This window comes from Hyphomicrobium sp. DY-1, from assembly GCF_047497105.1.
GTDB lineage: Bacteria > Pseudomonadota > Alphaproteobacteria > Rhizobiales > Hyphomicrobiaceae > Hyphomicrobium_B.
In genome coordinates, this window is sequence record NZ_CP134870.1 from 1265371 (window position 1) to 1283339 (window position 17969).

Below are 17969 nucleotides of genomic sequence, written 5' to 3' on the forward strand. Positions count from 1 at the left end.
GTTGCGAAGGAAAGTTCTGTTGCCCGCCGCTGCACCGTTTCCCGATTGGTTGATCATTCTGTCGTGGTCGGCGCTCTATCTGGGCGTCGGATGTGCGGCGCTGATCCTGGTCGATGTGGCGCGTTTTCCCCAGCATATGGGAATCATGAATGTCGTGTGGCCGGTGACGGCGCTGTTCGGTACGGTGCTGGTTGCGGCCCTTTATTTCAGGTACGGGCGCAACGCCGAGCCGTCGCATCGCGGCGAAACGCACCAAACGCCGGAGACGCCGTTTCCGATCATGGTGGCGAAAGGAACGCTCCATTGCGGCGCGGGCTGCACGCTCGGCGACGTGATTGCCGAAACGCTGGCATTCCTCTTTCCGGCCATCGCTATTCTGTTCGGCTGGAAAACGATTTTTGCCGACAAGACGTATGCCGTCTGGATTCTCGATTTCGTGCTCGCATTCGGGCTGGGCATCGTCTTCCAATATTTTGCCATCGTGCCGATGCGGAAGCTGGCGCCACTCGAAGGCCTGCGCGAAGCCTTCAAGGCCGATGCGCTGTCGCTGATCTGCTGGCAAATCGGGATGTATGGTTTGATGTATCTGGCGCAACGCTATTTCAGCGCATCGTTTGGGCGGCAGGCGAGGCCGGACAGTCCGGTCTTCTGGTTCGCCATGCAGATCGCGATGATCGCCGGATTCATCACGAGCTTTCCGGCGAACTGGTGGCTCATCCGCGCGGGCATCAAAGAGAAGATGTAAGACCCACGCAGACCGACGCCGTCAGTACGGCACGGGACCGGTGCCGAGGTGCGAAATATCGGGCTCGGGCCAGATCACCGGCACGAGCAAGCGGCTGGCGATCAACTGTGCGCCGCTCATCGAGAGATGGTTGTTGTCAAAATAGAGCACCGCGCCGTCAGCGTAGGGCTTGCAGCGCTTGTCCGAGCACAGCTCCGACGACACGGGAACAAAGACGGCTCCATGCTCCGTTGCGATGGCGTTCAGGCGCGCCTCGACGGCATGGACTTGCTTGGCGCCATACTTGAACGAAAAGTCGTTCGGGTCGCGACCCTTCGCCGTCCAGCGCGCAACCGCCGCCGGGATGCCGGATGCTTCGGGCAGATCGGGCACTGGTCCGAGGACGACGACGCGATGCCCGGCAGCTTGCAGCGTCGCGATGGTGCGCTCGAAGCTCGGCCAGAACTGATCGGGATACTCGCGATCCCAGGCGAGCGAATAGGTCGCCAGCACGACGGTCGCGGGCGAGATCGACGTCAGCCGATCGATGATGCCGGAGTTGTAGTGCTCGCAGCGATCGTCTGCCGGAAATGTGAAACCGGCAGCGGGCGGGCAGCCTGAGGCCGTGATCTGGCGAACGCTGGCGTGCCGGGCTTTTGCAAACTCGCCCAGCGCAGCGCTGAATTCGGCGCCGTGGCTGTCGCCATAGACGATGACGCTTGGCGCGACGTCATCGCCGATGATGCAGGTATCGTCGAAAGAGCGTTTGCCCTCGCCGTGGAAATGGCATTTCTCGCGCAGCGGACTGGCATCGGCTTGCGCAGCGGCGATCTGAAGTACCGCGTCGGGGAAACGCTGCGGCATGCCGTTGAGCCCAACGAGGACCGCCGCCGATGCAGCGAGGGCGCCGAGGCCCAGCGTGCCGCCTTTGAAAATCGCACTCGGCGAATAGCCCGCAGAGCCACGGCGGCGGAATGGCTGCTCGACGAAATACCACGTCGCGGTGGCAAGGCCGATGGCGGCCGTTGCGAGCGCCAATTGCTCGATGCCGGAGAGGCGTTCGGCCGTCAGAACCTTGGTGAAGACGATCAGCGGCCAGTGCCAAAGATAGAGACTGTACGAGATAAGACCGAGCAGCATCAGCGGCCGGAACGTCAGCACGCGCGTGCCGAAAGCGCTTTCGGGGCCGCCGCTTCTCCCCTCGCCCGCCCATATCGCCATCGCCGTACCTATGCACGGCAGAAGCGCTGCGGCGCCGGGGAATGACGTCTTCGACGTGTAAACGGAAATTGCGACGGCGATTGCCGTCAGGCCGAGCGCTGCCGCCGCTTCGCTTTGAAGGCGTGACGTCGGGCGCGGCAAAAGCCCGAGCGCGACGATGGAGCCAGCGAGGAGTTCCCAAGCGCGGGAATGCAGGAGGTAGAACGTCGCCATCGGATGCGCGGGCAGGAAGACGATGCTGGCGACAAGCGATGCCGCGAACGCCAGCCAAACGGTCACGCCGAGCGCCCGCGGCCACCAGCGGAAAACCGCCATCAGCACAAGCGGAAAGACCACGTAGAACTGCTCTTCGATGCCGAGGCTCCAGGTGTGGAGCAGCGGTTGGGTACCGCTGCCCGGATCGAAGTAGCCGGAGTGCTGGAAGAACCAGACGTTACTGTAGGACAGCGCTGCCGCCATCAGGCTCGACGCGTAACGCTGCAGCTCGTCGGGCAGAAGAAACGCCGTCGCCGCGACCGTCGTGCAGGCGCAAACGAAAACAAGGGCGGGCACGATGCGCCGGATACGGCGTTCGTAAAAACGCGCGATGCTGAATGTCCCGGCGCGCAGTTCGGCGGCAATCAATCGGGTGATCAGAAAGCCGGACAGAACGAAGAAAATATCGACGCCGACGAAGCCGCCGGTCACGAACGGCAGGTCGAGGTGATACGCCACGACCGCTGCGACGGCGATGCCCCTCAGTCCATCGAGATCCGGCCGATAGCCTTCGCCCGGCTTGGCTGAATGGCTAAGCACGCGCGCGGTTCCCCGCGACGGCCCAAGCCGGCTTCTTTGCAATGGCGCTCATGAACCCTCAGAAGACTTGCGAATTCCGGTGCGCACGACCAGGGCGCGGCCGCACTATCGTCATTCGGCGACTGGCTCTCAAACGATTTATTTCTCGCCTTCCGTCGCAGCATTCAATGGGCATTCAGAAATGCCACAGAGCGGTCTTTAACGCCTTGTTTTCGCCATCGGCGTTGCTCGAAGCGCTTAAATGCATCAAAATTTTGCATAGGGACCCTGGGTCCCGGGTCTCGCGAAGGGGCTCGCCCGGGATGACACGCCGATCAAACGCCATCGGGCCGCAATACGAAGAGAGAAAAGGACCTAGGCCTGCAGACGAGACGACATCCTAGCGGCGGTTAAAACTCAACTTCGAGTTCAACGATCTCGTCGGGTTCGATGAGCGCGCCTTGCGTCCACTCCTGCATCAGCGGCCAGTGGAAGATGGTTTCGCAGTAGCCCGACAGTTCCGGTTCGAGCGGCACGGCGTAGGTGCGGAAGCGGGTGCAGACGGGAGCGTACATCGCGTCGGCGACGGTCGGCGTCTCGCCGAAGAGATAGGGGCCGCCGTATTTACTGAGACATTCCAGCCAGATCGTCTTGATCCGCTCAACGTCCGGGCGGGCGCCGGAAAAGATCTTAAAGGACTGGTGCCGAGCCTTCAGGTTCATCGGCAGAGCCGAGCGCAGGTTGTAGAAACCGGAATGCATTTCGCCCGAGATCGAACGGCAGTGTGCGCGCGTCGCCTGGTCGGCGGGCAGCAGTCCGGCGTCGGGCGCGATCTCCGCCATGTATTCGGCAATTGCGAGCGTGTCCCAGACCGTCACGGCGCCGTGGATCAGCCGTGGCACCCTGACCGAGGGCGAGAGCAGCAGAAGCTCCTGGCGAATCTCCTGATCGTCATGCGTCACGATCTCCTCGTCGAAATCGAGGCCCGCCATCCGGCACAGCAACCAGCCGCGCAGCGACCACGACGAATAGTTCTTCGACGATATCGTCAGTGTCGCGTTCGCCATTGACGATCTGCTCCGTCGTCCTAACCCTGCCTAAACAATCTTCTCGCAGTGCAACGAAGAATGCACTACGTTTTTCAGTCGCATGGTTTTTTACGGTTACTGCCGGGGGACTTTCTCGCGAATGCTTTACCAAGCCTATCAGTTTCAAGACGACCTGCTCGCGCCCTTCCGCGAAGTCGCCAAGAACTCGAAAGCCGCGATAGAAAAAGAGCTTTTTCCGACCGTCGACACCCTGAAGTCGCATTTGGCGGCGGGCTTCGAGATGATCTCCCGGTTCCAACTCACTCATACGCGACCCGACTTCGGAATTTCGACGGTGCGAGTCGGCAACCGCGACGTGCCGGTGACGGAAGAAGTGGCGCTCAGCCTGCCGTTCGGGAATCTCCTGCACTTCAAAAAGGATATCGACGCGCCGCAGCCGAAGGTGCTCGTGATCGCACCGCTGTCGGGACACTTCGCGACGCTGCTTGCCAAGACGTGCGAGACCCTGCTGCAGGATCACGACGTCTACATCACCGACTGGACGAACGCCCGCGACGTGCCGCTGGACGCCGGGCGTTTCGGCGTCGATGAGCACGTCGATTACGTCATTCGTTTTCTTGAAGAACTCGGACCCGACTCGCATCTGCTCGCCGTCTGCCAACCGTGCGTGCAGGCGCTGGTCGCCGTTGCCGTCATGTCGGAGGACAAGAACCCGGCGACGCCCCGTTCGATGACGCTGATGGCCGGCCCGATTGACGTGCGCGAAAGCCCCACGGCCGTCAACAAGCTCGCGAACGACAAGCCGCTGTCGTGGTTCAAGTCGAATGTCACGGCGCGGGTGCCGTCGCGGTATCCCGGGCGCGGCCGCCGCGTCTATCCGGGATTCGTACAGCTCTTCAGCTTCGTCGCCATGAATGTCGATCGTCACCGGGCGCAGCACCAGAAGCTTTATGAGCATCTGGCTAACAACGAAATCGCGGAAGCACAGAAGATCAAGACCTTCTACGACGAGTATTTCGCGGTGCTCGATCTAACGGAAGAATTCTACATCGAAACGATCGACCGGATTTTTCAGCAAGCGCAACTCGCGACTGGCGACTTCACCTATCACGGCCGCAAGGTCGATCCCGGCAAGATTCTGAGAACGGCATTGCTGACGGTCGAGGGCGGACGCGACGACATTTGCTCGCTGGGGCAGACGTCAGCCGCGCACGATCTCTGCCATTCGCTTCGGCCGCATTTGAAGCGCCATCACCTGCAAGCCAATGTCGGCCACTACGGCACGTTCAACGGCAAACGGTGGGAACGCGAGATTTATCCGGTCGTGAAGAATTTTATCCTATCGATGGAATAGCGGCGCGGCGACGCGAAAGTGACGTCGCTGTCGCGCCCGGCAGCGTCCGAGTTCTCTCCGACCGAGCGAGCACACTCGAAGGAAGCGCCGGGCCGTTCTATTTCACCCAGACTTTATGCTGGCAATCGAGCCATTTAGCGATAACGGACCGATCGTGAAATTGGATCGCTCCGCAATTCTGGCAGACGATCATCAGCACGTTGACGGGTGCGTTGCTGGATGACGATTTCCGCTCGCACGTCAGCATGTGAATGTCGACGTCGCAATTGGAGCGAAAGCGTCCGCAGACCGGGCAACCCGTAATGTGCTTTCCGAAGAGGAATTTATCGACCTCGGCTTTCGTGAGGTCGCGTGTCTCAGTGGCCGTTTCTCGTTCCACTGTTGCGGTATCAGTCATCGCAATCACCGTGGGTTCATTTGAATAGTTGAATCGTATGATGATAACCCCTGCGACACAAGAAGAGTTCGGCAACTCTCGCGATATTTTACGGCGATTCAACGCGCTCAATCCTTTTGCGACGCGGCGATTGCGTTGCAATAAGCGCAGTGGTTTTTGAGCCGTTTGCCGCAAGTCAATGCGATCGAACGCAAAGCACTTCTCAGCACGCGTTCCATTTCGGCGAATTGGAACGGCACACCATTCAACACGTTGATCACCCGAACGCGAGGGGCAGTCGCGCTTCAATGGACAACGTATGGAGGTGTTTCAATGCTGAAGTTTTCACTCACTGCCCTCGCACTCGTCGCGACGTCGACGTTTGCGATGGCGGACCCGAACATGAGCAAGCCCGGGGGCGGAAACGGTCCGGGCGGCGGCGCGATGGAGCGCTCCGGCGGCGATCTGAAAGGCGGAGGTTTAGGTGACCGCGGTATGGGCAATCGCGGCCCGGCAATGAAGGGCAGCGAGGCGGGCCAAGCGAAAAGCCTTGGCGACCGCCAAATGAGAAGCGACCGTAGCGAGGCACAGGAGAGCCATCGCGACGCGACGGATAGGTCTGCGTCTTCCGGCGACAGGAAGAACGACGCACGCAGCGAGAACATGCCGAACGACAAGCGGAATACTCACCAGTACAATCGTCAAGCCGAGGACAATAATAGTAGCGGCAAACGCGAAAACCGTGCCGATACGAACGATCGAAACGACCGTGCACGTTCCAATGAGGCCAGGGACAACTCCCGGCCGGATCGGGGCGCGACGGGCGCCGGCGAGGGCACGGAAGGCAAGGCAGGGGCAAAAGGTTCGCTGACGAACATCAGCCCGGAGCAGAAGACGAAAGTGCGCGCGGCATTTTCCGGACATCGGGTGGCGCCCGCCCGCGATATCGGGGTCGATGTGCGGGTCGGCGTAGTCGTGCCGCGGTCGGTGCATTTCTATCCGTTGCCGCCTACCATCGTGACGATCGCGCCCGACTATAGCGGCTACGAGTACTTCATGATCGACGACTCGCACGTTGCGATCGTTGATCCCGACACGCTCGAGGTCGTTGATATCATCGTCATTGCGTAGCCTTTACGCGCAGAGGATTGAAAGCCGCCGGAATTCCCGGCGGCTTTTTTTTGTGGACTGTTCCCGCTTGACTGGGGCCGGCATTCACCGAGATGGCGAGGACCAAAGAGTCATCGTCCGTCACTTGACGGATGTTATAACATCCGAATATATGGTCGATCCTCAACCCGGGAGATTGGCTATGGATTCCGACATCATCACGCATTTGAAAAAGACCGCCGCCACGAAGGACGGGCGCTTGCCCGTGACGGTGCTTTCCGGGTTCCTCGGCGCAGGCAAGACGACGCTGCTCAATCACGTCCTGAATAACCGGCTGGGCCTGAAGGTCGCGGTCATCGTCAATGACATGAGCGAGGTCAACATCGATGCTGATCTCGTCGCAATGGGCGGCAGCAACCTCTCGCGAACCGACGAGACACTGGTCGAGATGTCGAACGGCTGCATTTGCTGCACGCTGCGCGATGATCTCTTGAAAGAGGTTCGCCGCCTCGCCGCCGAACGCAGGTTCGATTACCTGATGATCGAGTCGACCGGTATCGCCGAGCCACTTCCCGTCGCGACGACGTTCGAGTTTCGCGACGAAGAAGGCCGCAGCCTTTCGGACGTCGCGCGCCTCGACACGATGGTGACGGTGGTCGATGCCGCACATCTGCTGAAAGATTATTCGTCCCGCGACTTTCTGAAAGATCGCGGCGAGGTTGCGGGCGAAGACGACGAGCGACCGCTCGTGCAGCTTCTCGTCGAGCAGATCGAATTCGCCGATGTGATCGTTCTCAACAAGGTCGATATCGCGACGCCGGAGGACATCTCAGCGGCACGGATGATCCTCCGTTCCCTTAATGCCGATGCGCGGATCATCGAAACGAGCCATGCGCGCGTCGATACCTGGGACATTCTCGATACCGGCCTTTTCGATTTCGAGCATGCTCATCGCCATCCGACCTGGCTGAAGGAGCTCAACGGCTTCAAGGAGCACACGCCGGAAACGGACGAATATGGCGTTACGAGCTTCGTCTATCGCGCGCGGCGGCCATTCGTGCCGGAAAAAATCCATGCGTTCTTCAATACGGCATGGTCCGGTGTCGTCAGGGCGAAAGGTTTCTTTTGGCTGGCTTCGCGGCCGCAATGGGTTGGCGAGGTCAGCCAAGCGGGCGCCGTCGTGCGGCATGAAGCAATTGGCTATTGGTGGGCGGCGGTGCCGAAAAAGAACTGGCCCGCCGATGCCAGCCTCGTCGAGCGGATCGACAAGGGTTGGCACAAGGTCTGGGGCGACCGCCGCCAAGAGATCGTCTTCATCGGCATGCGCGACATGGACCAGGACCGTATCAAAGCCGATCTCGATGCCTGCCTGCTCCCCGTTGCTGAGAATAAGCCGCTCGACGTCTCGGCGTGGCGATCGCTACCCGATCCGTTCCCTGAATGGCGCCGGGACGCCGCATAAATGAGCCGATGCCGTTTCACTGGGCCGGACAAAACCGATGTCCGGCCCTACATCATTATTTTCGATCAGTTCGATTGGGCTTTACGTGGCTAAGGGCCGCGTACACAGTGCTTTCCCCGCAATAATTGTTCTCTATCAATGACGGCGTTAGGAGAGCGGTGTCGTTCGGCGGGATTTCCGCTCTCTTTCTGCAAACCTGCAATGGAGAGCTTCCATGAATTTCAAACGGCGTGTAGCTGCCGCCACGCTTGTCGCTGCGCTTGCGATTGTCCCAATCTCCCGCGCATACGCGGAAGAAGCCGATGCCGAAAGCCTCGTCAACGCACTCAACGCCGTCTTCGGCGCTCACAAAGGTCTGCGTGCGGCGCATCCGCATGGCTTTTGCGTCAAAGGCAACTTCGTGGCAGACCCTGCCGCTGCCACGCTGACGAGAGCTCAGCACTTCAATTCGAAGACGCCGGTTGGAGTCATCGCCCGCTTTTCGATGGCAGGCGGCAGCCCGGATGCTTCCGACGCTCAGAAAGATAATGCACGCGGCTTTGCGATCCATTTCGATCTCGGACAGGACACCACGACCGACCTCGTGACGATCTCGGCACCCGTTTTTGTTGCGCGCGATCCGGATCAATTCCTGAAGCTGCTGCAAACGGTCGCGACGAAAGACAAGGCGAAGATCGGCGAATTCTTCAAGGAGAACCCGAATTCGACTGGGCAAGTCGCATGGCTCAACGCACGACCGGTACCGGCGAGCTTCGCGACCGTCGATTACTGGGGCGTTCATGCTTTCACTGCAACGAACGCGGAAGGCAAGAAGCAGGTCTTCAAGTACAAGCTCGTTCCGGTCGCGGGCGACGTCGGCCTGTCGGATGAGGAAGCGAAAAAGAAAGATCCCGACTTCTATCGTCCGGAGTTGAAAGATCGGCTGGCCAAAGGCCCTGCGCAGTTCAAGCTGATCGCAATTCTCGGTGAGCCCGGCGATCCGACCGACGATCCGACGGCGATGTGGCCGGAAGACAAGCGCAAAACACTGACGCTCGGCACACTCTCGATCACCGGCTTCGAAGACGACAAGACGTGCGATGCCGGCATCTTCGATCCGACCAACGTGACCGACGGCATCGACGGGCCGGAGAACGATAAGATCTTCCCGATGCGTTCGGCGGCTTACGCAGTCTCGTTCTCGCGCCGCGCGGCGCCGTAACGGGCCCAAGGGCAATTCCTTTTCATCCCGGCCTTCTTACCGGAAGCCCTGGGCCGGGATGACCACCGTTTGAACGTCTCGCGAATCAGCGACGCACGGTAGAAAACTCCAAAAATATAAAAGCCCCGCCCGGCTGTCGCCGGTGGCAGGGCTTCGACCATGAATTCGATTTTTGGTTCCTGAGCTAGTGGCGCGTCTCTCTACGCAGCCGCTCGATTTCGTCTTTGAGTTTCAGCTTTTCTTGCTTCAACCTGCGGACTTCGATGTCGTCCGAACCTGGGCTGACTATTGCTTGATTGATTTTTTGTTCGAGTGCCCGGTGCTTCTCTGCGAGTTCCGCGAGATGAGCCGTGATCGTCATCAGTTGCCTCCTATGGAGATTGCCGACGTTGAAATCGTGCCACACGTTTCTCACGTTGTCCAACGCGTCTTAGGTCTGAGCTTGGATGTTTGATTTTTGTTACTGTTGCCGTCACAGCTGCGGCTATTAGTGATTCGTAAAATAAATTCAGACGATTAGAAAGGTCGCCCAGGTTCGCGCTTTGGAAGGCTTGCCAGACGTGAGGCAATCGCCCAAAAGCGACGGACAGTCGATCCGGGTAGCGACAGGGAATAGGCATGGAGCGACGCGACGAACGCGAGCTCAGGGAACAGTTGGTCACGTTGCGCGCCGAGCATCGCGAGCTCGACGGCGAAATCGCTGCCCTTGAAGGTAACCCTTCGGCTGACCAACTTCTTATCAAGCGGCTGAAAAAGAAGAAGCTCGTCCTGAAAGATCGGATAACCCAGATCGAGGATAAGCTCCTTCCCGATATTATTGCGTGAACGACGTTTCGCGCTAGGCTGCTTTGCAGTTCCGCGCGTTTAGTAGTTCATGACCTCGCCCTCACCTACCGTCGATACTTGGCTTTATCCGGTCGGATCCGGAATTTATTGCGAACCTGGCGATTTTTATATCGACCCCGGCCGGGCGGTCGATCGCGCCATCATTACGCACGGCCATAGCGATCACGCACGCTCAGGCCATCGCGCCGTGCTGGCGACGGCTGAAACCATCGCCATCATGAAGGTGCGCTACGGCGAGGATTGCGCCGGCTCGTTCCAGGCTTTGGCGCTTGGCGAGACAATCTCGATCAACGGCGTCCGCGTGCGTCTTGCCCCGGCTGGCCATATTCTCGGCTCAGCGCAGGTCGTGATCGAATGGGCTGGGCGGCGGGCGGTGATCTCGGGTGACTATAAACGCGCCAGCGATCCCACCTGCACGCCGTTCGAACTCGTGCCTTGCGATGTGTTCGTGACCGAAGCGACGTTTGCGCTGCCCGTATTCCGGCATGAGAAGGCCGCGCACGAAGCGCAGAAGCTGCTGGCGTCGCTCGCGGCCGAGCCCGACCGCACGCATCTTGTCGGCGCCTATAACCTTGGCAAAACCCAACGCATGATCCGCGTCGTTCGCGATCAGGGCTATGACAAGCCGATCTATCTGCACGGCGCGGTAGCGGCGCTGACGGAGCTATATCAGAAGCTCGGCATCGATCTGGGCGACCTTCAACTTGTATCGGAGACAGACGCGAAAGCGATCCGCGGCGGCATCGTGATGTGTCCGCCGTCCGCTCTTGGCGATCGCTGGTCGCGCCGGTTCGGCGATCCGGTGATGGCATTCGCGAGCGGATGGATGCGCGTGCGTGGGCGCGGCCGTCAGCATGGCGTCGAGCTGCCGCTCGTCGTGTCCGACCACGTCGATTGGCCGGAGTTGATCCAGACGATCATCGAAACCGAAGCTGAAGACGTTTGGGTGACGCACGGGCGTGAGGATGCGCTGGTGCATTACCTGGGCTCTATCGGGCGCAAGGCACGGGCGCTGGCGCTCGTCGGATATGGCGAGGAGGCGGAATAGCGATGCGCGCGTTCGCCCGCCTGCTCGACAGCCTCGTCTATACGCAAAGCCGCAATCGCAAGGTCGCGCTGCTTGGACATTATTTTCGCAACGCGCCTGATCCCGATCGCGGCTGGGCGCTTGCAGCTCTCACCGATGGCGTGCCGATCCGCATTCCGCTTCGACGCATGCTGAGCGATCTCGTCTCGCGTTTTGTCGATCCGGTGCTCTATCGTCTCTCCCGCGACTACGTCGGCGATACGGCGGAGACGGTTTCGCTGCTCTGGCCGGACGACCGGGTTGTCGTTGCGATATCGGACGTTTCAGAGGCTGTCGAAACCCGAGATGACGTGCCGGAAAAGCCGAAGCAGCTTGTTCTGGATCTCACCCCCACCGCTCGTCAGTCCTCCACCCCTAGCCCCTCCCCGCAAGGGGGAGGGGAATCGTTCACTTCTCCCTCGCCCCGCGTGCGGGGAGAGGGCTGGGGGGAGGGGCAGCCGTCGCCGAATGTTTCCGCGCCTCGGCCTCTCCCCGTAAAGGAAGGAGAGAGTAACAACGGGAACTCTCACCTGCCCTCCACGATGGGCGTTCCCACTTCTCCCCTCGCCTTGACGGGGAGGGGTCGGGGGTGGGGTGAAGCGGGACATAACTCCGGTGAGCCGCCGGAGCTTGCCCTCGGCGCGGTCATTGAGGCGATGGCGGACGGTACGACTGCGCAACGCACCGAGCGCCTGGGACACCTCCTCGATCAGCTCGACGCGACCGGCCGCTGGGCGCTTTTGAAACTCATCGGCGGCGCGCCGCGCGTGGGCGTATCTGCGCGTCTGGCGCGAACGGCCTTGGCGGAATGCTACGGGCGCGACGTCTCCGAGATCGAAGAGATCTGGCACGCGCTGACGCCGCCCTATCTCGATCTCTTTCGGTGGCTCGATGGTGAAGCCGGGCGTCCGGACCCTGGTTCCAAGCCCGTCTTTCGGCCGGTCATGCTTGCGCATCCGATCGAGGAAGAAGATTGGCCGCGGCTTTCGCCGGAAGATTTTTCGGCGGAATGGAAGTGGGACGGCATTCGCGTGCAGATCGCGGCGCGTGGCGGCGAGGTGAAAATGTTCTCTCGCCAGGGCGATGACATCTCTGGCGCGTTTCCCGAAATTCGCAGCGCATTTCAGGGGCACGATTGCGTCGTCGATGGCGAATTGCTTGTTATGCGCGACGGCGACATCGCGCCGTTCAACGACTTGCAGCAGCGTCTCAACCGCAAGACCGTGACAGCGAAGATGATGCAGATGTATCCGCCGCATGTGCGGCTCTACGATCTGCTATTCGATGGAGCAGAAGACTTGCGCGGGCTGTCGTTCGGAGACCGGCGCGCGCGGCTCGAAGCATGGCACGCGAAACATCATCCGCCGCTGACGGATGTGTCGCCGCTCGTGGCGTTCAAGACGTTCGAGGAACTCGGCGAGCTATGGGCGTCGGCGCGGGCGGAAGGTATCGAAGGCCTCATGTTGAAGAGGCGCGCGAGCGTTTATCAGGCGGGCCGCGTCAAGGGCGAATGGTTCAAGTGGAAGCGCGCGGCTCTGACGCTTGACTGCGTGCTGATGTACGCGCAGCGCGGATCGGGCAAGCGGTCGTCGTATTATTCAGATTACACGTTCGGCGTCTGGAAGACGGACGACAACGGCGAGAAGCAACTCGTTCCGGTTGGTAAAGCCTATTCAGGCTTTACCGACGAAGAGCTGCTCGAACTCGACAAATGGATCAGAGGCCATACGACGGAAGCGTTCGGTCCGGTGCGCGCGGTCGAGCCGCAGTTGGTGTTCGAAGTGGCGTTCGATGCGGTACAGCCGTCGACGCGGCACAAGTCAGGCGTCGCGATGCGGTTTCCGCGGATTCATCGCATTCGTTGGGATAAACCCGCGACCGAAGCCGACACGCTGGAAAGTGTGCTGCGGTTGATCGGGGGTGCAACGGCTGCAGAGCGATCGCATCTCGCGTAAATATGCGGGCGGCCCGATCTACTCCGTCATTCCGACAGAGGTCGGCACCCAGACACGCGTCAGAAAATTTGGTGTGTCTTGCTTGGATGGATCCCGGCTGCGCCAGGCGGACGGCAATAAAAACGTTTCATCCTCGGCAGTAAGCCGAGGATGACATTTGTTGAGGTGATCGCTTACTCGGCGGCGGCTTTGGCGGCTTCCGCAGGATTGGCCGTCTCGGCGATGTAGCTCATCGCCGCTGCAACGCCACCCTTCTTGTGAGGAACGCCTGCCAACTCGAAGCCCATCTCGACGCCGGTCAGCGCGCCGAGCACCGTCAGCTCGTTGGTGTCACCGAGATGCGCGATGCGGAACGCCTTGCCAGCGATCTTGTTGAGACCGGTGCCGAGCGACATGTTGAAGTTGTCGAGCACAATCTTGCGATACGCATCGGCGTTATGGCCTTCGGGCATTTGCACCGTCGTGACGGCGGGCGAATAATACTTCGCGTCGCGGCACTGAATTTCAAAGCCCCAGGCGCGGACGGCGCGACGGGTTGCCTCTGCCAAACGGCGATGACGCGCGAAGACGTTTTCCAGGCCTTCCTCGTTGATCATGTCGATCGCTTCGGCGAGGCCATAGAGGAGGCTCGTCGCCGGCGTGTACGGGAAGTAGCCAGTCGAATTCATCGACAGCATGTCGTCCCATGCGAAATAGGACTTCTTGAGCTGGGCGGTTTTCGACGCCTCAATGGCCTTGGCGCTGATCGCGGTGAACGACAGGCCCGGCGGCAGCATCATGCCCTTTTGCGAGCCGGACACCGTGACGTCGATGCCCCACTCGTCGTGGCGGATGTCGGCGGCGGCCAGAGAGGAGATCGCGTCGGCCATCAGCAGCGCGGGGTGGCCCGCGGCGTCGATCGCCTTGCGTACTTCATCGAGGCGCGTCAGACATCCGGTCGAGGTTTCGTTGTGGACCACGCAGACGGCTTTGATCTTCTTGTTCGTGTCTTCGCGCAGCTTCTTCTCAATGGCGTTGGCATCGGCGCCAATGCGCCAGTCGGTCGAGATGACTTCCGTTTCAAGACCGAGCCGGCGCGCCATGGCTTCCCACAGCACGGCGAACTGCCCCGTCTCGCACATCAGCACCTTGTCGCCGGGCGACAGCGTGTTGCTGAGACCCGCTTCCCAGGCGCCCGAGCCGGACGAGGGATAAATGATGACGTGGCCCTGGGTCTTGAACAGTCCCTTGATGCCACCGAGCACGCGACGGCCAAGCTCACCGAACTCAAGGCCGCGGTGATCGAGAACCTGACGCGCCATCGCGGCCAGAATCCGCTCCGGAACGGGGGTCGGCCCCGGGATCTGCAAAAAGTGGCGGCCGGGGCGGCGGTGGCTTGTCGACATTCGCGTAGTCCTCAAAGAGTCTTATTATTGTTCGTCTCCGCGGGTGTCCTAGTACCGAACCGTTCCGGATACAATTGGCCCGAAGACCGATTTTCGCGCCTGTACTGCGCATTTTGTCCTGGTGACTGTTTGAACAGGAAAAAATGGTTCTTTCCCGTAATAACAAGCACGTCGGAGGCGCGCCACTTGCATCGAAGCGCTGGTGGGCGCATGTCACCCGGACATGGGGCGAAATACTGAAATGTATGCAAGTGAACCAGGCAGTCTTGTCCGTCTGACGGCGGTCGAGGCGCAAAAGGCGCTCGCCGCAGGCGATCTGACATCGGAACAGCTTGTCGGCGCTTGTCTCAAGCGGATTGCCGAGCGCGAGCCGGAAATCGGCGCGTGGGCACATCTCAATAGCGCCGCTGCGCTGGCGGCGGCCCGTGCGAGCGACCAACGGCGGGCGCGCGGCGAGCCGTTGGGGGCGCTGGAAGGCATCCCGGTCGGCGTCAAGGACATCATCGACACCAAAGACTTCCCGACGGAGCTTGGCTCGGAGATTTTCGCAGGCCGTCAGCCGACGGAGGATGCATTCGTCGTCTCCGAGCTTAAAGCTGCCGGGGCAATTATTCTCGGCAAGACGGTGACGACGGAATTCGCGTTCTTCGGTCCGGGCAAAACGCGCAATCCGCACGATTTCGAACGAACGCCGGGCGGCTCGTCGTCCGGTTCGGCCGCTGCCGTCGCCGATTTTCAAGTACCGATTGCGCTCGGTACGCAGACGGCCGGGTCGATCATCAGGCCCGCGTCCTATTGCGGCGTCATCGGCTACAAACCAACGTTCGGATACGTGTCGCGCACCGGCGTTCTCGAACAGTCGGCGCCGCTCGACACGATCGGCGGCTATGCGCGCTCGGTCGACGACTTGGCGCTGCTGATCGACTGCATCAGCGGTTTCGACACGGTCGACCGCGATATGATCGGGCACGATCCGCAGTTGATGTCGGCGATGCAAAACGCGAAATCACGGGCGCCGCGGCGGCTGGCGTTCGTCAAATCGCCAGCTTGGGCGCAGGGCGACGAGAAGATGCGCGCCGCGATCGAATTGTTCGCGTCGACTTTCCAGGGCATCGAGGTCACCGAAACGGAATTGCCTGCGGGCTTCGAGCACATCATCCGCCTACAGCAGATCGTGCAGTTCTCGGATATCGCGCGCAACTACGGGCCGATCGCCGATGCGCATCCGAACCGCGTGTCGGAGAAGCTCAAGGAAGTGATCGCCGAGGGACGGTCGTTCTCGGCGACAAGCTACGACGACGCGCGCAGCAAGCAGGAAACGTTGTGCGAGGCGCTGCGACCGATCTTCGTCCACAACGACGCCATCCTGACACCTGCAGCCCCCGGCATCGCGCCGGTCGGACTGCAGAGCACGGGCAGCCCAATGTTCAACGGCCTGTGGACCTATCTCAAGCTGCCGTGCATCTCACTACCGCTGCTGACCGTCGATGCGATGCCTCTTGGCGTGCAGCTCGTTGGCGCGCGCGGAGACAGCGGACGCCTGCTCGGCGTCGCGTCGTGGATGATGAAAGAGCGCGGGCGGAGAACGTAGGCGAACTGTCCCCGAAAATTGCCGCGCCGGTTTCGTCCTCTGTCGTAATCCCGCCGCAGCCCGGATCCAGCCAACCCGATACACCGCGTATGTTGATCGTTGTCTGGGTGCCGACCTCCGTCGGCACGAGGAGATGGAGGCACCGGAACCCCAGCATGATGCAAAACAAAATGGCCGGGGAGAGCCCGGCCATTTCGTAAAAACATTTGCGAGCGAGCAGCCTCAAGCGAGCTTGAACGGCATCTCCTTGCCGGCGAAGAACGCGTCGATGTTATCGAGCGCTTCGAAGCCCATCTGGTTGCGTGCTTCGATCGCCGCCGAGCCCAGATGCGGGAACAGGAACGTGTTCGGCAGGTCGTAATAGCCTTCATTGATCTTCGGCTCACCGGCGAAAACGTCGAGGCCGGCGTAGGCCAAGCGACCCGACTTCAGTGCTGCAATCGTGTCTTCGTCGTTGACGAGATCGCCGCGCGCTGTGTTCACGACGATGGCGCCCTGCGGCAGCTTCTCGATTGTTGCCTTGTTGAAGAAGCCGCGCGTTTCCGGCGTCGACGGAGCGTTGATCGAGAAGAACTGCGAGATCTTCAAGAGGCTGTCGAGGCTGTCGTGGTAGGTGGCGTTGTACTTCGCTTCCACCTCGGGCTTCGCGCGGTAGATGTCGTAGTAATGGATTTCCATGTCGAAGCCGCGGGCGCGCTGCGCGAGGGCCTGGCCGATTTTGCCGAAGCCGTAGATGCCGAGCTTCTTGTTGTCGAGGCGCTGACCGACGAGTTGCAGCGGCTGCCAGCCCGGCCACGACCGCGTGCGGATCATCTTTTCGCCTTCGGAAGCGCGGCGCGCCGAGCCCAGAAGCAGCAGCATCGCGATTTCGGCGGTGGCGACCGTCACGCCGTGCGGGGCGTTGCCGACCTTGATGCCGCGCTTCTTGCAGGCTTCGAGATCGATGTGGTCGAAGCCGATCGAGAACGTCGAGATGCACTTGATGTTCTCGGGGATCTTTTCGATCACCGCAGCGGGGCACTTCTCGTTGAGGGTGAGAAGGATGGCATCGACCGTTTTCGCCGTCTCGAGCATCTCGTCGACGGTGATCTTCGGATTATCTCCATGTGCGATGACATCGTAGGTCTCGCGGGCGCGGGCCATGGCGGCTTCGGGCAGAGGCCACGTAATCAGGATCTTCTTCTTGGACATGACGTGAGGGGTCCTCCCGGACATTCGGATGTTTTTCGCCGGCACGCTTGTGCCCGACCAAAGCGCAACTGACAAGTCTGGCAAGTCGCTCCGCTGCACCGCAACCTGCCGCTGGACAACGCTTTTTTCACCATAACGGAGGCATGATCGGCCGCGAGGGAAATTTAGGTTTTCGCGTCCAGGGCGTTGTCATGCGTACGGTCTTGTTCGGTTTGATCCTGCTGGCAGTCGGCAAGGTCTGGTTCCAGGACCATACCTATCGCGTCGCCATGAGCGATGCCGTGGTGGATGCCTATCGCGACCATGCCATCGAGATCTGTCGCCGGATGGCGCTGAAGCGGGGCACGGATGCGCGCGAGGACGGCGTTTCTGCGTGGGGTACGGCATCGAAGGCCGAAGCCGTCATCGGCAATCCGGACATCGACGTCGCGATCTGGGATACGCAGAACCCACGGTGGAACCAGCGTTTTCGCGATCCGCAGTTGATCCTGAGTTCGACGGGCGGCGCGGCGCGGTGTGCCTATGACGTTCGCCAGGGCAGTGCGACGCTTTCGCTAGCGGCGCGCTGAGCCGGGCGATCTTCCGACGCGCTATGGTTCGACCTTATCCCTGCCTGCGGCGGGATGGCGGTGGATGAGGCGCACTGGCAGCAGCTTTAGGCATG

16 protein-coding genes are annotated in these 17969 nt (G+C 60.9%); 10 read left to right on the forward strand and 6 right to left on the reverse strand.

Annotated elements, in window-relative coordinates:
* The first annotated feature begins 19 nt into the window (after positions 1 to 19).
* Complete coding sequence (locus RLW41_RS06005) at positions 20 to 745, forward strand: DUF4396 domain-containing protein (protein WP_414463907.1); 726 nt, start codon at positions 20 to 22, stop codon at positions 743 to 745.
* 21 nt (positions 746 to 766) lie between these two features.
* Here the strand turns inward: RLW41_RS06005 and RLW41_RS06010 are convergent, their stop codons facing one another.
* Together RLW41_RS06010 and RLW41_RS06015 are read right to left on the reverse strand one after the other, a co-directional pair.
* Positions 767 to 2740 carry an acyltransferase family protein gene (locus tag RLW41_RS06010; RefSeq protein ID WP_414463908.1) on the reverse strand — a complete coding sequence of 658 codons (1974 nt, stop codon included), beginning with the start codon at positions 2738 to 2740 and terminating at the stop codon, positions 767 to 769.
* A 389-nt stretch (positions 2741 to 3129) separates the two neighbouring features.
* Positions 3130 to 3786 (reverse strand): glutathione S-transferase family protein, encoded by a 657-nt coding sequence (locus RLW41_RS06015; protein WP_414463909.1) that lies wholly within the window; start codon positions 3784 to 3786, stop codon positions 3130 to 3132.
* 121 nt (positions 3787 to 3907) lie between these two features.
* On the opposite strand from RLW41_RS06015, the gene RLW41_RS06020 reads away from it, so the two are divergent.
* Positions 3908 to 5122 carry a polyhydroxyalkanoate depolymerase gene (locus RLW41_RS06020; RefSeq protein ID WP_414463910.1) on the forward strand — a complete coding sequence of 405 codons (1215 nt, stop codon included), beginning with the start codon at positions 3908 to 3910 and terminating at the stop codon, positions 5120 to 5122.
* A 97-nt stretch (positions 5123 to 5219) separates the two neighbouring features.
* On the opposite strand, the gene RLW41_RS06025 is transcribed toward RLW41_RS06020, so the two are convergent.
* Entirely contained in the window at positions 5220 to 5519 is a 300-nt protein-coding gene (locus RLW41_RS06025; protein WP_050976893.1) for a hypothetical protein, read from the reverse strand.
* 312 nt (positions 5520 to 5831) lie between these two features.
* Here RLW41_RS06025 and RLW41_RS06030 point away from each other — a divergent pair, with 312 nt between their 5' ends.
* The 3 genes from RLW41_RS06030 to RLW41_RS06040 all read left to right on the forward strand — a co-directional run bounded on the left by RLW41_RS06030 (position 5832) and on the right by RLW41_RS06040 (position 9271).
* Positions 5832 to 6629 (forward strand): DUF1236 domain-containing protein, encoded by a 798-nt coding sequence (locus tag RLW41_RS06030; protein ID WP_414463911.1) that lies wholly within the window; start codon positions 5832 to 5834, stop codon positions 6627 to 6629.
* Between the two features lie 181 nt (positions 6630 to 6810).
* Complete coding sequence (gene zigA / locus RLW41_RS06035) at positions 6811 to 8070, forward strand: zinc metallochaperone GTPase ZigA (RefSeq protein ID WP_414463912.1); 1260 nt, start codon at positions 6811 to 6813, stop codon at positions 8068 to 8070.
* A 214-nt stretch (positions 8071 to 8284) separates the two neighbouring features.
* Positions 8285 to 9271, forward strand: coding sequence for a catalase family peroxidase (locus RLW41_RS06040; RefSeq protein ID WP_414463913.1), 987 nt, complete (start codon positions 8285 to 8287; stop codon positions 9269 to 9271).
* A 184-nt stretch (positions 9272 to 9455) separates the two neighbouring features.
* On the opposite strand, the gene RLW41_RS06045 is transcribed toward RLW41_RS06040, so the two are convergent.
* On the reverse strand, positions 9456 to 9632 hold the full coding sequence (locus RLW41_RS06045; protein WP_414463914.1) for a YdcH family protein: 177 nt from the start codon (positions 9630 to 9632) through the stop codon (positions 9456 to 9458).
* A 257-nt stretch (positions 9633 to 9889) separates the two neighbouring features.
* On the opposite strand from RLW41_RS06045, the gene RLW41_RS06050 reads away from it, so the two are divergent.
* From RLW41_RS06050 to RLW41_RS06060, 3 genes are read left to right on the forward strand one after another with little or no spacing between them, the layout of a single operon-like run.
* Positions 9890 to 10096: a YdcH family protein gene (locus RLW41_RS06050; RefSeq protein ID WP_414463915.1), complete on the forward strand. Its 207-nt coding sequence runs from the start codon at positions 9890 to 9892 to the stop codon at positions 10094 to 10096.
* Positions 10097 to 10145: 49 nt separating this feature from the next.
* Positions 10146 to 11165, forward strand: a complete 1020-nt coding sequence (locus RLW41_RS06055; RefSeq protein ID WP_414463916.1) for a ligase-associated DNA damage response exonuclease — start codon at positions 10146 to 10148, stop codon at positions 11163 to 11165.
* A 2-nt stretch (positions 11166 to 11167) separates the two neighbouring features.
* Positions 11168 to 13138 carry a cisplatin damage response ATP-dependent DNA ligase gene (locus tag RLW41_RS06060; protein WP_414463917.1) on the forward strand — a complete coding sequence of 657 codons (1971 nt, stop codon included), beginning with the start codon at positions 11168 to 11170 and terminating at the stop codon, positions 13136 to 13138.
* A gap of 173 nt (positions 13139 to 13311) precedes the next feature.
* On the opposite strand, the gene RLW41_RS06065 is transcribed toward RLW41_RS06060, so the two are convergent.
* On the reverse strand, positions 13312 to 14523 hold the full coding sequence (locus tag RLW41_RS06065) for a pyridoxal-phosphate-dependent aminotransferase family protein (protein ID WP_409561029.1): 1212 nt from the start codon (positions 14521 to 14523) through the stop codon (positions 13312 to 13314).
* A 241-nt stretch (positions 14524 to 14764) separates the two neighbouring features.
* Here RLW41_RS06065 and RLW41_RS06070 point away from each other — a divergent pair, with 241 nt between their 5' ends.
* The gene (locus RLW41_RS06070) at positions 14765 to 16114 is read left to right on the forward strand and encodes an amidase (RefSeq protein WP_414463918.1); all 1350 of its coding nucleotides are present in this window, start codon (positions 14765 to 14767) and stop codon (positions 16112 to 16114) included.
* 222 nt (positions 16115 to 16336) lie between these two features.
* Here the strand turns inward: RLW41_RS06070 and RLW41_RS06075 are convergent, their stop codons facing one another.
* A complete protein-coding gene (locus tag RLW41_RS06075) occupies positions 16337 to 17305 on the reverse strand; it encodes a 2-hydroxyacid dehydrogenase (protein WP_409561031.1) in 969 nt (322 codons plus the stop codon).
* A gap of 191 nt (positions 17306 to 17496) precedes the next feature.
* On the opposite strand from RLW41_RS06075, the gene RLW41_RS06080 reads away from it, so the two are divergent.
* A complete protein-coding gene (locus RLW41_RS06080; RefSeq protein WP_409561032.1) occupies positions 17497 to 17874 on the forward strand; it encodes a hypothetical protein in 378 nt (125 codons plus the stop codon).
* The last annotated feature ends 95 nt before the right edge of the window (positions 17875 to 17969 follow it).